Below are 13,368 nucleotides of genomic sequence, written 5' to 3'. Positions count from 1 at the left end.
GCTAGTTATGTTTTAACCACAGAGAGAATAGAGGAAAGTCACAGAGTGCGCAGAGGTTTTTCTTGCGTTTTAGGCTTCCATCATCCATCATTAATAGGGTCTTCGACTCCGCTCAGGATGACACCGCGTTCTAGACTCCCTTTTCCGATTTTTCCTTCAAATATTTTAGCCCATCTTCAAAATCTTTCCCAATCATTTTGTCCATACTCACAAACACACACATCCATTTACTGATCAGGTTATTTTCTCCACTCATTGTCCAGGTTACCTTATTGCTGCTTCCCTCTGGCTGAATGTCGAATTTTGTATCCGCTAAACTTTCAAAAGGCTCAATAAATTTTAATTCGATATCTACCTGTTTGTTAGGTGTTACACTTTTTATTTTCATGTAGCCACTTCCTGTTTCTTTACCTTTCCATTCGTATATGTGGCCTGGCTCACCTGCAACACCACCGTATGTAGTTTTTGCTGAAGGTTCCATTTTTGCCCATGGATTCCATTTGTAGAATTCTTTAAAGTCGGCAATGTTTTTATAAATGACACTGTCTGGAGCATTGATTACAGTAGACCTGCTTACTGTATAACTTTTAGGCAAGAAGAAGCCACCCACAATGATGATTATTGCCAATACGACAATGATGCCTAGTAAGATTTTGAGGAATTTCATAATTTGATTTAGTTTGGTTAACTAAATTTATAAAGAAAGCAGTTTAAATCAAAGCAGAAAATCTATACAATTTTAATCTTCGATTGAGGAGAATTTATTTTAAAATGCATTAAATCGGCAATAGATTGTGCCTTTTGTTTAATCAGATTGGCATTTTCTCCCTTAAAAAGATCGTCGACAGTTTGGAAAAAGAGGTTTTTCCAGGTCTCAAAGGCTTCAGCTTGAAGGGGCGTTTGTTCATTCAAGGCAAAATGGGTAAGCATGGGGTTGCCTTTGTAAATTGCTTTTCCGAAAAGGATGCTTTCCCAGAAATCGTACATTTTAGGTAAGTGGTGCGACCAGTCTACTTTGGCAACATCGGTAAATATTGGGCCTATCTGTTTGTTAAGCGCAACATTTTTGTAAAATGTATCCACTAAAAGCATGATATCTTCTCTATTATGAATATCTTTTTTCATGGTACAGTGATTTTAAACTTAAAAAACCCAGAACAATTAATGACAGGAATTTTATGGTGTCGATAATGATGTATAAAATATGGTGATAACTTTTGATTGGAGCATTGCCTGCCAAAACCAGTTTTGCCCTTTCATCGAGTATTGGCAACAGCCAAAAAGTGTCTGCTATTAAAAGGATGGTAACCGAGAAAAGTAAAATGCTGTGAAAGTTTTTTAAAGGTGCGGGTAGCGAGCAGACTAAAATAATAATCAGTAATACGATCTCTATTTTATTGAGGGCCTGAAAAACCAATTGTCCTATACCTAAGCCTAGTGGAATTGTAATTCCTGGAGCCTGGAATTTTAATGGAGCTTCTAAAAAACTAATTCCACCGATTAAACCTGCCCAGAAAATGACACAAAAGATTGTGATTAACTTTTTCATCAGGTTCAAATATCATTTAAAATAGCTTAATAAAAATGATTAAAGTCATAAAGTAAAATTATGTTTATCTATAAAGCCTAAGGATCATTTTCTTGTAATCAATAACGGCTTTATACTGCATTAATATATCTCCACCAATAATACTCATAATAGGTGGGTGACCAAACTGTTGGTAAGTATCACTCACCGATTGCAGGTCGAAAGCCACTGTTTCGTAGTTTTTGATCTTTAAGGTTCCGATTTTTAGCTCAGGAATAGTTGCCTGAATGGTAGTGGTGGTGGTAAAAAGGGTGGCTGCATTAATTTCGTCAGATACCTGGAGGGTTTCTGATAGGTGTTGCTCAATCAACGATTTATCGAACACACTTCGCGATGCACCGGTATCTAAAACAGCAAAATGTTTTTCCTTAAAAACAACAACTTCCACCAAAAGGTGAAAACCGTCGTCCTGTAAGTTTATCAGAGTTAGTGGGATTGAAATTGATTTCATTGTTTATTGATGTCTACTGCCCTTCGACTACGCTCAGGGTGACAACTTATTTAAGTGTAAAAAATGCCACGTCTGTCTAGCTATTCAGGTAGGGGAGTACGAAATACACGGATGTAAAAGAACGGTCGTCATTCTCGCGCAGGCGGGAATCTTAAAGCCTATTGCACTAAGATTCCCAATCGAGTTGGGAATGACGCACCGAGGAAACCCATTTAGTAATTTAATACTTTCGTTAAAGATTTATCTTCAGAATGGTATTAAACCAACTTCATTTCTGCCAGTACATTATTCATATTTCTTACTGCATCGGCACTTTTGTTAAATGCGGCCTGTTCATCTTCAGTTAATTTAAAATCGATGATTTTTTCCCAGCCATTACGACCAATAATTACGGGTACGCCTAAACAGATATCTTCCTGTCCGTATTCTCCTTCAAGAGAAACGCAGCAGGTAAACAGTTTTTTCTCATCACGTAAAATTGCTTCAACCAATGCAGCGCCTGCAGCACCCGGTGCATACCAGGCAGAAGTGCCGATTAATCCTGTTAAAGTAGCACCGCCAACCATGGTATCGGCTGCAACTTTATCAAGCGTAGCTTTATCCAATAAATTACTAACTGGTAAACTTTGGTATGTAGCTAAACGGGTTAGTGGAATCATAGTGGTATCGCCATGGCCGCCAATTACAAAGCCCTGCAAATCGTTAGGGTTGCAATTTAAAGCTTGCGATAAATAAAATTTGAAACGGGAGCTATCTAACGTTCCACCCATGCCGATAATACGGTTTTTAGGTAGGCCTAACGATTTTAAGGCTAAATAAGTCATCGTATCCATTGGGTTACTGATTACGATGAAGATAGCTTCAGGAGAGTATTTTAAAATATTTTCGGCAACACCTTTAACAATACCGGCATTAATGCCAATCAGTTCTTCACGGGTCATCCCTGGTTTGCGGGGCAAGCCTGAGGTAATTACGACCACGTCAGAACCAGCAGTTTTGCTGTAATCGCCAGTTACACCGGTAATTTTAGTGTCGAAACCCAAAAGAGTTGCGGTTTGCATCATGTCGATCGCTTTGCCCTCGGCAAAACCCTCTTTAATATCTAACAAAACAAGTTCGTTCGCTAATTCTTTGCGGGCAATATTATCTGCACAAGTGGCACCAACTGCGCCTGCGCCAACAACCGTTACTTTCATATATTTTATTTTAATGGTTTGCGTATCGTTAAATATTAATCGAAGGTAGAAATAAATATAAGGTTTAAAAATCCTTTTCAAAACTTTATAATTTGATGATGGTTTACTTAATTCATAGGCGAGTTCAGTCCCGCTCTTTACTAAATTCCCATGAAACCTGTGAAACAAGCAAGCATACCAAAAAACAATGAATAGCCATGCTTAAATCGGAATACAGCTTTCGATCGGGTTTATTTACTATAGATAGTTGGAGCCACCTAAACCCGGCCAAAGTGAAACCCCAGTAAGACGAGGAACGAGGCGCGGACTTGTAACAGGTGCTGGACTGTATTAAGCCAGATATTGTTATATCTGCTTTTCAAGCCAAATCAATAATCATTTTAATCGTGTTGTAGATGAAGTTATTTGGTGGGCTTATATCATCCAAATTGCAAAAGATAACTAGTTTAAGGTTTTTCTTTATTCTCGATTATTTCCCATTTATCAAAGATCGCTCTCAGCCCAATCCGCTTTTCTTCATCATAAGAAGTAAGGCTCACTTTCCCGTCTTTTGCTTCCAATACAATTTCGGCAGGGCTTTTATTCCCATCTTGTTGTAGAATATATCCTTTATAATAAGCTTTGCCTGATGATAGTTTTTTGCTAAAAGAACATTCAATACTTTCAATCTGCGTTTCGAACAAAACTTTTTCCTGATCTGGTGGAGTGCTCACTAACGTAATAACCTTTGTAGTTGGGTTAATCGTTATTTCTGTTGGTGCAGTTATTTCTTCGCCGTTTGGCCCTAGCAGTTTATTGGTGGTGTACTTAATGGTTTTGCTACAGATTTCGCTTTCTGGGGTATTTTTGTTTACAGGAGATTCATCTGCGACAAAACTGCTGGCTAACAGGAAAAAGCTAGAAAGTACAATGAATCTATTGATGTAAGTTTTCATAAGGTGATCGATTTAGATATGGCTAATGTAACATTTATCTTAGATGTTTTATGGAGGCTTAAGCTATGGGTTTTTGCAATTTAAATCTGATTGATGGGGAAGCTTGGGGGTACAAAAACCAGATAGTTTTTTAGTTAGATGGTTTTATAATTTTCTTGATCTCGTCTAGCGTATATACTTTATAAACAAAACCAAATCGCTTCGTATTCTCTTCAACTGTTGTATCGAAACCTGCTTTCTTACGTCTTTGATTTACGTTTTTAGCATCTTTGATCGGGATAACATATTGGAAAAAGTCTTTTTTGCCAGTTTGAGGATTACTAATTTGCATTCCATATACTTGTGTGCCGTAAATCTGTTCCTTCCCTTCGTTGCTCAGTTTTCTATCCAACATCGTTGCTGTGTATTTAAAAGGTAATTCTCCACTTTTGCCCGCTTTTTCAATCAGTGGATAATATTTTGGAATAATACCAGGGTTATGCTGTATTACATAAAATACTGCGGTATTTGTTGGCTCTCCAACAAGCGTTTTTCCAGGATAACCATATTTTGCAATAATGGCTTCAACTTTTTTAAGATGAATAGAATCTATTTCCGCCATTATTTTCCATTGACTTTTTTTAAGCATCTCTTTCGAAGAATTAAATAATGCTGCAATGGTATCTTTTCTCTTTTCAGAGGTTTCCGTATCACCAAATTCTCTGATACCTTGGTCGAGCTGCAAAATAGAGTCAAGCTGTTTTTTTAATTCTATATTAATCTGCTGTTGTGCAGATGCAATTGAAACGGTTCCCGAAATAAAGAGGAAAAGTAAAATGAATTTCATAACATATCTTTGCAATTTTGGGTTATTGTATATTACTAAAATAATAGTTTTTTGATTGATATCTTTCTCGTTAACCAAGTTTAACTTTATTTAACAAGCTAATATATATCCTCCTAGTTTTGCAAGAGATAACTATTTTAAAGATTTGTTGCATCAGCTTTTTGACTGGTGGCTTTTTTTAAGTTTTGACCACAGACTTGTGTTAGCTAAACCCGATAACAGCGAACACGTAGTGCAACGGAGTAAAGCGTATAGCGGGGCTGAAAATCCCGATGAAAAACCGAAGCACTCATTTCCAAAAAAAAATAAAATGTTCAAAAAAGAACAAAATGGTAATGAGTTCGGGATTAATGCTTTAAAAAAAACTATCGGGTTTTTAAAACCTGATAGGTTTGATCGCCATTTTTTTGTTGATAAAATCCTGACAACTTCAACCCTCAAATTCCTTATTTTTGAAGAACCGTTATTATTCTAAAACGGTTAATTCTTTACCGCACTATATGTACTTAATTTTTGATACTGAAACCACTGGTTTGCCACGTAATTATAATGCACCCATTACCGATACGGATAATTGGCCGCGTTGTATACAGATTGCATGGCAACTGCACGATGAGATGGGGAGATTGGTTGAACATCAGGATTATCTGGTTAAACCAGAGGGATTTAATATTCCGTACGATGCAGAACGGATACATGGTATTTCTACTGAACTCGCTGCCGAACAAGGCATCGGTTTCGACGAAATGTTGGCCAAGTTTAACGAAGTTTTAGATAAAGCCAAGTTTATTGTAGGCCAGAATGTTGGTTTCGACGTAAACATTATGGGCTGTGAGTTTCACCGTTTTGGTGTAGCCAACCGTTTGGCCGAGATGCCTGTGTTGGATACCTGTACCGAAGTTACCGCCCAGCTTTTACAATTGCCTGGAGGTAGGGGTGGAAGGTTTAAATTGCCAACCTTAACCGAGTTACATTCTTATTTATTTGGTGTTCCTTTTAACGAAGCCCACAACGCAACTGCCGATGTGGAAGCCACTACGCGTTGTTTCTTGGAATTGGTAAAAAGAGAGGTTTTTAAAAAAGAAGAACTACAGGTTGACGTAGAATATTTTCCTCGTTTTAGAGAGGTAAACCCAGCTACGATTGAAGGAGTTGGGTTAAAACACATCAATTTAAAAGCTGCTTCTGATGAAATCCGCAAGCGTTTACAAAAAGCTGAGGGCGGAGGAATTTCGAAACAGGAACTTGCCGGAAACAAACAGGAACTTGCTGCAGCAACTTTTGTGCATTTGCATAACCATACACAGTTTTCGGTATTGCAAAGTACCATCAGTATTCCCGATCTGGTAAAAGCTGCGGCAGCACAAAAAATGCCGGCTGTAGCCATGACCGATCATGCGAACATGATGGGAGCTTTTCACTTTGTAAACCATGTTTTAAATCATAACAAAGCTGCCGAAGCGAAAAATGCTGCCGCAATTGAGGCTGGCGAGCGCCCAACGGAAGTGGTAATGACACCCATTGTTGGGGTAGAATTTTTTGTTTGTAATAATCACTTAGACCGGACCGCAAAAGATAATGGTTACCAGATGGTACTGTTGGCGAAGAACAAAAAAGGCTATCATAATTTAGCTAAAATGTCTTCTATCGCTTATACCAAAGGTTTTTATTACGTTCCACGTATTGACAGGGAGGTAATTGAACAGTATAAAGATGATATTATTGTTTTATCGGGCAACCTATCCGGAGAGATTTCGAACAAAATTTTAAACATGGGCGAAACCCAGGCTGAAGAAGCGCTGATCTGGTGGAAGAACATGTTTGGCGATGATTTCTATGTTGAGGTAATGCGTCACAACCAGGAAGATGAAGACCGTGTAAACGAATCGCTGATTGCTTTGGCGCGCAAACACGAGGTTAAATTAGTGGCTACCAATAATACCTATTACATTAACAAAAAGGATGCGAACGCACACGATATTTTGCTTTGTGTAAAAGATGGCGAAAAACAGGCAACACCAATTGGCCGTGGTCGCGGTTACCGTTATGGTTTGCCTAATCAAGAATATTATTTCAAATCTGGTGATGAAATGAAATCGCTTTTTGCCGATTTGCCAGAGGCTATTGTAAATATTAAAGAAATTGTAGATAAGATCGAAATCTACAAACTTGCCCGCGAAGTACTCTTACCTAAATTCGATATTCCAGACGAATTTTTAGTGGCGGAAGATGAGGCCGATGGAGGAAAACGTGGGGAAAATAAATTTTTGCGTCACCTTACTTATGAGGGGGCCAAGAAACGTTATGGCGTGTTAACCCCTGAGGTTATTGAACGTTTAGATTTCGAATTACAGACCATTGAAAAAACCGGTTATCCGGGTTATTTCCTAATTGTACAGGATTTTATTGCCGAAGCCCGCCGCAGGGATGTTTCGGTAGGACCTGGCCGTGGTTCTGCAGCAGGATCGGTGGTGGCTTATTGTTTGTGGATCACGAATATCGATCCCATTAAGTACGATCTCCTTTTTGAGCGTTTCTTAAATCCCGATCGTGTATCCATGCCCGATATTGATATCGATTTTGACGATGAGGGCCGTGGCCGTGTAATGGAATATGTAATTGGCAAATACGGTTCCAGCCAGGTGGCGCAGATTATCACATATGGAACCATGGCCGCCAAATCTTCTATCCGCGATACAGCGAGGGTGTTAGATTTGCCACTTTTTGAAGCAGATAAGATTGCCAAGCTGATCCCGAATATGAAGCTCGCAAAAATCTTCACTTTGGATGAGAAAACACTGAAAGAAGCTTTGCGCCCTGATGAATATGAACGTGTAGTAGAATTGAAAAACCTTGGCGCATTAAAAGATTTGAGTGCCGAAACCATTCAACAGGCACAGATTTTAGAGGGCTCTTTACGGAATACCGGTATCCATGCCTGCGGGGTAATTATTACGCCAAGCGATATTACCAATTTCGTTCCCGTTTCTACTGCAAAAGATTCTGATTTATATGTTACCCAATTTGATAACTCGGTTGTAGAAAGCGCGGGTTTATTAAAGATGGACTTTTTGGGTTTAAAAACCCTTACCCTGATAAAGGATACCGTAAAACTGGTTAAAAAACGCTTTGGTATTGATCTCGATCCGGATAATTTCCCAATTGATGATGTATTAACCTATGAGCTTTTCCAGCGAGGTGAAACCATCGGGATTTTCCAGTATGAGAGTCCGGGTATGCAGAAATACATGAAGGAGCTGAAACCAACGGTTTTCGACGATTTAATTGCGATGAACGCATTATATCGCCCGGGCCCAATGGAGTATATTCCAAGTTTCGTTCGCCGTAAAAATGGCGAAGAAGAAATTAAGTACGATTTAGATGCCTGCGAAGAGTATTTGAAAGAAACCTATGGAATTACCGTTTACCAGGAGCAGGTAATGCTTTTGTCGCAGAAACTGGCCGGATTTACCAAAGGTGAGGCCGATGTGCTACGTAAGGCGATGGGTAAGAAACAGAAAGACGTTCTGGATAAAATGAAACCCAAGTTTGTGAAACAAGCGGCCGAAAAAGGTCACGATGCCACAACTTTGGAAAAAATATGGAAAGATTGGGAAGCATTTGCATCTTACGCTTTCAACAAATCACACTCTACCTGTTATGCATGGATTGCCTATCAAACCGCATACTTAAAAGCACATTACCCTGCCGAATATATGGCTGCGGTACTGTCCAATAACATGAGTGATATTAAACAGGTGGCTTTCTTTATGGAAGAGTGTCGCCAGATGAGTGTTACGGTATTAGGCCCCGATGTAAACGAATCCGATCTCAAATTTTCGGTAAATGCCAAGGGCGAAGTCCGTTTCGGCATGTCGGCAGTAAAAGGTGTGGGCGAAAAGGCGGTAGAAAGTATTATTGAAGAAAGATTGGCAAATGGGCCTTATGGTAATGTGTACGATTTTGCCAAGCGTTCTAACACCCGCATTGTAAATAAAAAAGCTTACGAGAGTTTTGTGTACAGCGGTGCTTTCGATGCGTTTGGAGGTCATAGGGCACAGTATTTTTATATCGGACCGAACGATAAAATGAATGGTATTGAAAAGATTATCAAATATGCCAACGATTTTCAGAATAATGAAAGTACGTCACAAGCTTCCTTATTTGGTGGCTCTAAAGCCGATCTTATTTTAGAACCAAGTTTGCCCGTTTCGCCAGAATGGGCATTAATGGACCGGTTAAAGTACGAAAAAGATGCCATTGGGATTTTTCTTTCTGGCCACCCTTTAGATAATTATAAACTCGAACTCGATAAATTCTGTACACACGGTGTTAAGCAATTGAGCGTGATCAACAAGGTGCGTATGGGCGATAATAATGAAGAGGTTTTGGCCGAATTCGAAAAGCTGAAAAACCGTGAGCTTTGTGTAGGCGGACTCGTGGTCACCGCATCACAGCGGATTACCAAAACGGGTAAGCCATTTGGTACTTTTGTTTTCGAAGATTATGAGGATGCAAGTGAAATGGCCTTGTTCGGGGAAGATTTTTTAAAATTTAAATCGTTTTTAACTGAAGGATATTTCTTGCAGATTAGGGGTAGGGTTGGTGAGCGTTTCGGTAAAGCTGGCGATTGGGAGTTTAAAATTACTGCAATTAACTTAATGTCTGAACTGAGGGATAAATTAGCTAAAAGTTTAACGATCCAGGTGCCAATTGAGCGGGTTAACGATCAATTGATGCGCGAGATTGAAGCCATATTAGCAGACAATAAGGCAAACTCCGAGCAACAAAACTGCCAACTTAACTTCGCTATTTTTGATCGGGAAAAGGAGATTATGTTGGATATGCCATCCAAAAATCTTAAAATAAATCCAAACAATAAGTTTTTGGAACAATTACTCGGGCTTAATGTTGTAAATTACAAGTTAAACTAAGGTATGAGGCCTAAGGTTTAAGGTGGAAGGTTATAGCGCCTAAACCTTATACCTTTCACCTTTAAGCCCTCTACCTCAAAATAATGTCAAATTGACATTACCAATGGGTTGGCATTACAATTGAATACATATATTTGAACATAAAAAAAATAATTATGGCATTAGAAATCACAGATGCAAACTTCGAGGAGCTTGTATTAAAATCAGATAAACCCGTATTAGTAGATTTTTGGGCAGAATGGTGTGGCCCTTGTCGCATGGTTGGTCCAGTAGTAGAAGAAATCGCAAAAGAGTATGATGGCAAAGCGGTAGTTGGAAAAGTAAACGTTGATAACAACCCTCAAATTTCAATGCAGTTTGGTATCCGTAACATCCCGGCTTTATTATACTTTAAAGATGGTCAGGTTGTTGACAAACAAGTTGGTGCTGTTCCAAAATCAGTATTAGCAGAAAAATTAAACAAGCAATTGGCTTAAATAAAGGTTGAAGGTAAAAGGTAGAGGGTTTAAGCTAAACGCAAAATCTTCAAAACTTCACTAATAATATTACAAAAACCCAAGTTCATTTGATGAATTTGGGTTTTTTTCGTTTAGAACTAATTTTATCTACCTTGTCTTTCACAAGGACAAATTGAAAATCATTGAAAGAGGTTTTTTTTAACAGGTAATTCCTTTCGAAAAATAAGAGATACCCTTTTAGTGCCATTAAGCAGGAATACTTTGGACATTTAGCGTACCTCTCATTGATCATAAAGCCTATAATTACTGATTTAAATAGCTAAGCCTATTTAAATTTATCATATTCTTAAATCATTTTTACTGTTGAGCTCTTCTTTTCTCATCAAAACGGATGTCTTTGTTATTTCCGGAAACTTTTGATCGCCCGAATGAGTAGGTAATACCAAGATTAAAGGTTTTATAATTATAGTCTGTTTTTACAGTTTGCACAAAATCGACAAAGCGAATCTCATATTTGTTTACTGTGCCAATAAAAAAAGCTGGGCTGATGATCAAATTGTTATTAAATAACTTTATCCTGGCTCCAGTTCTTAAACTACGTTGACTATAGCTGTAAACATTTCTATCAGTTGACGGAAGATTTTGGCTGTAATTCAAATAAAAACTTAGCGAGTTAGTTGCCTTGAAACTATTATTGATACTGAATGAGGCAGCAGTTCCATTTGGAGTGTTGATTGCGTCTATTTTAGATTTTGGTGATGCATATGAGAAAGAGGCTGAAATGCTATTGTCCCACCATTTAAATAATGACCGATTAAAAGATAGGTAAGCCCCAAGATTATCCTGAGTCAGAAAGTTTCCTCTACTGGTTACCACTATTGGGCCATTAACCGTTGTAAGGTTCGAAATTATATCGCTGGTATGTTGTGTAAATACAGTAAAAGAAAACATGCCTTTATATAGGTAGTTAATCTCAATATTATTACTGTATGAAGGTAAGAGCAATGCATTTCCGGTAGAATAAGTATAAATATTTGTGTAATAGGCAAATGGATTTAAGGAGTTCAAACTTGGTCGGTTTATCCTCCTGGAATAGTTTAACGAAAAAGTATGAACCTCGTTAGCTTTGTAAACGATATAAGCTGTAGGAAATAAAGCGCCGTAATTACCTTTGTTGCGTTGATCTAAGGTAGGCGAATATCCATCCATCATAGTATACTCATAGCGTAACCCTGCTTTAGCTGTCCACTTTTTTGATAGTTCAGATTCCATACTGAAATAGGCGGCCAGATTATTTTCGGCGTAATTGAATTTGTTACTACGTGTTTCATCTAACAAGAAATCTTCTTGGATATAATTATAGTATTCAACATTAGCATTGTTGTTAAAATTAGCGAGCTTAATACCCGTTTCTATTTTGGCCCATTTATAAGGTAATGTTAAATCTGATTGAAATGACCATATATTGTATTTTGAAAAGTTATTATTCCGAATACTGGCATATGTATTTTCAGCCTCAGAAACAAAATCATTTTTCATTTCAGGTGTGTTTGTGAAAAAATTAACAGAACTACTCAATTTTTTTCCATTCGAATCGAGCTTTAAATCATGGTATAGATTGAAAGTCTGTGTAAATAACGGCCTTGAAAATTTTCCTGTAGTATTTAAAACCGAGTCAAGAGTGTTACCTGTAATAAAGCTATAGTTGTTACTAAAGCTTGTATTCGATTTGTTGTCTGAAATATTATATATAAGCCCAATGTTGTTGTGTTTATTTAGTTCATAATCAATGCTTAAACCTGCTTGCAAACCAGGGGAGCTTCCCAAGCGCTGCTCATTGCTTAGAATCTCGTTAGGACGCCCGGTTATATCGACAGATTCTTTAATAATGCTGCGGTAGTTTGATTGGTTAAATGTAAGAGAGCTGTTAACTTTTTTTGATCGAAAAAAAAGTGCTAGATTGTTGTTGTACGATCCATAGGTATTTTGATAGTACGTTGAACTTACTGATCCGCGCCAGCCTAAAGATTCGTTTTTCTTTAAAACAATATTAATCAAACCACCATTCCCCTGGGCCTCATATTTTGCCGGTGGGGTGGTTATGATTTCAATTTTTTCTATATTTTCAGACCGGAAGGTTTTCAGGTAGTTTACCAAGTCAGTTCCTCCTAAATTGATGATTTTTTCATTAACCATAACACCCATACTCCCTTTGCCAACCATAGATATACTGTTTTCGGAGACTATTAAAAGAGGTGCAACCTGCAAGGCTTCAAAGAGAGAAGCACCGTTAGCCATGATTGTCTTGTTTAGATTAAATATTAATCGGTCAACCTTTCGTTCAAGAAGAGGTTTTTTAGCCTCAACAGTTACTTCTTGCAGTTCTTTATCTTTTGTGCCAAGAATGATATCTGTTAATTTAACTGAAGAACCATCAAACTTAATATCTTTTAATAATTGAGTATGATAGCCTAAACACGAAATCTTGATTTTAAATATTCCACTACTTAAATTATTGAGCTCAAAATAACCTTCTTTGTTGCTTACCCCATATTTTACAACAGTCGAATCTGTAATGTTTAAGAGTGTCACAGTTGCATTTTCAATTCCAATACCCCTGGTTTCTTTTACCCTGCCGGAAATTGTTTGTGCTGTACTATGATACATTATGACGAAAAACAAAAGAGAACTTAGTATACCTCTTTTATAAAATAGCTTCATATAAATAATTTGATTTTACAGATAGGACACTATCAATCTGGAAACGTTGCACTCAACAAAACCACGTATATACACTTAAATCGGGTGTTTACACCCAATTTTAATATAAGTACTTCATTTAATTGATTTTTAAACAGGTTCGAATTATAAAATTTGATAAATTGAACTCGTTTTTTTAGATTTAAGAGAAAGCTTTTAGACCTTTTAACAGTAATATTACTATCACAGACTTTTTGTTATAAACTTATTTTTGTTTCTT

The 13,368-nt window shown here is 37.6% G+C and carries 11 protein-coding genes; 3 read left to right on the top strand and 8 right to left on the bottom strand.

The genetic code is table 11. The annotated features are described in order from the left end of the window. Positions 1–130: 130 nt before the first annotated feature. The 7 genes from ASU31_RS11455 to ASU31_RS11425 all read right to left on the bottom strand — a co-directional run bounded on the left by ASU31_RS11455 (position 131) and on the right by ASU31_RS11425 (position 5,074). Positions 131–667: an SRPBCC family protein gene (locus tag ASU31_RS11455; protein WP_057932452.1), complete on the bottom strand. Its 537-nt coding sequence runs from the start codon at positions 665–667 to the stop codon at positions 131–133. Positions 668–729: 62 nt separating this feature from the next. Beyond that, positions 730–1,125, bottom strand: a complete 396-nt coding sequence (locus tag ASU31_RS11450) for a group III truncated hemoglobin (RefSeq protein ID WP_057932451.1) — start codon at positions 1,123–1,125, stop codon at positions 730–732. After that, a complete protein-coding gene (locus ASU31_RS11445; RefSeq protein WP_057932450.1) occupies positions 1,106–1,549 on the bottom strand; it encodes a hypothetical protein in 444 nt (147 codons plus the stop codon). The genes ASU31_RS11450 and ASU31_RS11445 overlap by 20 nt, the downstream gene beginning before the upstream one ends. A 64-nt stretch (positions 1,550–1,613) precedes the next feature. After that, a complete protein-coding gene (locus ASU31_RS11440) occupies positions 1,614–2,039 on the bottom strand; it encodes an aspartyl protease family protein (protein WP_057932449.1) in 426 nt (141 codons plus the stop codon). 257 nt (positions 2,040–2,296) lie between these two features. After that, positions 2,297–3,235 carry a malate dehydrogenase gene (gene mdh / locus ASU31_RS11435; protein ID WP_057932519.1) on the bottom strand — a complete coding sequence of 313 codons (939 nt, stop codon included), beginning with the start codon at positions 3,233–3,235 and terminating at the stop codon, positions 2,297–2,299. A gap of 446 nt (positions 3,236–3,681) precedes the next feature. Beyond that, complete coding sequence (locus tag ASU31_RS11430) at positions 3,682–4,170, bottom strand: hypothetical protein (RefSeq protein ID WP_057932448.1); 489 nt, start codon at positions 4,168–4,170, stop codon at positions 3,682–3,684. Positions 4,171–4,300: 130 nt separating this feature from the next. After that, positions 4,301–5,074: a DUF6624 domain-containing protein gene (locus ASU31_RS11425; RefSeq protein WP_057932447.1), complete on the bottom strand. Its 774-nt coding sequence runs from the start codon at positions 5,072–5,074 to the stop codon at positions 4,301–4,303. A gap of 67 nt (positions 5,075–5,141) precedes the next feature. Here ASU31_RS11425 and ASU31_RS11420 point away from each other — a divergent pair, with 67 nt between their 5' ends. The 3 genes from ASU31_RS11420 (at position 5,142) to trxA (ending at position 10,406) form a co-directional block, all read left to right on the top strand. Continuing rightward, positions 5,142–5,471, top strand: a complete 330-nt coding sequence (locus ASU31_RS11420) for a hypothetical protein (RefSeq protein ID WP_057932446.1) — start codon at positions 5,142–5,144, stop codon at positions 5,469–5,471. A 25-nt stretch (positions 5,472–5,496) separates the two neighbouring features. Then, positions 5,497–9,930, top strand: coding sequence for a DNA polymerase III subunit alpha (gene dnaE, locus ASU31_RS11415; protein WP_057932445.1), 4,434 nt, complete (start codon positions 5,497–5,499; stop codon positions 9,928–9,930). 155 nt (positions 9,931–10,085) lie between these two features. Then, positions 10,086–10,406 carry a thioredoxin gene (gene trxA / locus ASU31_RS11410; RefSeq protein ID WP_029275428.1) on the top strand — a complete coding sequence of 107 codons (321 nt, stop codon included), beginning with the start codon at positions 10,086–10,088 and terminating at the stop codon, positions 10,404–10,406. 339 nt (positions 10,407–10,745) lie between these two features. Here trxA and ASU31_RS11400 read toward each other — a convergent pair whose 3' ends face one another. Continuing rightward, positions 10,746–13,055: an outer membrane beta-barrel family protein gene (locus tag ASU31_RS11400; protein WP_057932443.1), complete on the bottom strand. Its 2,310-nt coding sequence runs from the start codon at positions 13,053–13,055 to the stop codon at positions 10,746–10,748. Positions 13,056–13,368 lie beyond the last annotated feature (313 nt).

Source organism: Pedobacter ginsenosidimutans (genome assembly GCF_001442625.1).
GTDB lineage: Bacteria > Bacteroidota > Bacteroidia > Sphingobacteriales > Sphingobacteriaceae > Pedobacter > Pedobacter ginsenosidimutans.
This window is presented reverse-complemented; position numbering and strand designations above follow the sequence as displayed.

Coding starts and splice junctions, on each gene's coding strand:
- ASU31_RS11455 (WP_057932452.1), bottom strand. CDS start 667: ATGAAATTCCTCAAAATCTTACTAGGCATCATTGTCGTATTGGCAATA.
- ASU31_RS11450 (WP_057932451.1), bottom strand. CDS start 1,125: ATGAAAAAAGATATTCATAATAGAGAAGATATCATGCTTTTAGTGGAT.
- ASU31_RS11445 (WP_057932450.1), bottom strand. CDS start 1,549: ATGAAAAAGTTAATCACAATCTTTTGTGTCATTTTCTGGGCAGGTTTA.
- ASU31_RS11440 (WP_057932449.1), bottom strand. CDS start 2,039: ATGAAATCAATTTCAATCCCACTAACTCTGATAAACTTACAGGACGAC.
- mdh (WP_057932519.1), bottom strand. CDS start 3,235: ATGAAAGTAACGGTTGTTGGCGCAGGCGCAGTTGGTGCCACTTGTGCA.
- ASU31_RS11430 (WP_057932448.1), bottom strand. CDS start 4,170: ATGAAAACTTACATCAATAGATTCATTGTACTTTCTAGCTTTTTCCTG.
- dnaE (WP_057932445.1), top strand. CDS start 5,497: ATGTACTTAATTTTTGATACTGAAACCACTGGTTTGCCACGTAATTAT.
- trxA (WP_029275428.1), top strand. CDS start 10,086: ATGGCATTAGAAATCACAGATGCAAACTTCGAGGAGCTTGTATTAAAA.
- ASU31_RS11400 (WP_057932443.1), bottom strand. CDS start 13,055: ATGTATCATAGTACAGCACAAACAATTTCCGGCAGGGTAAAAGAAACC.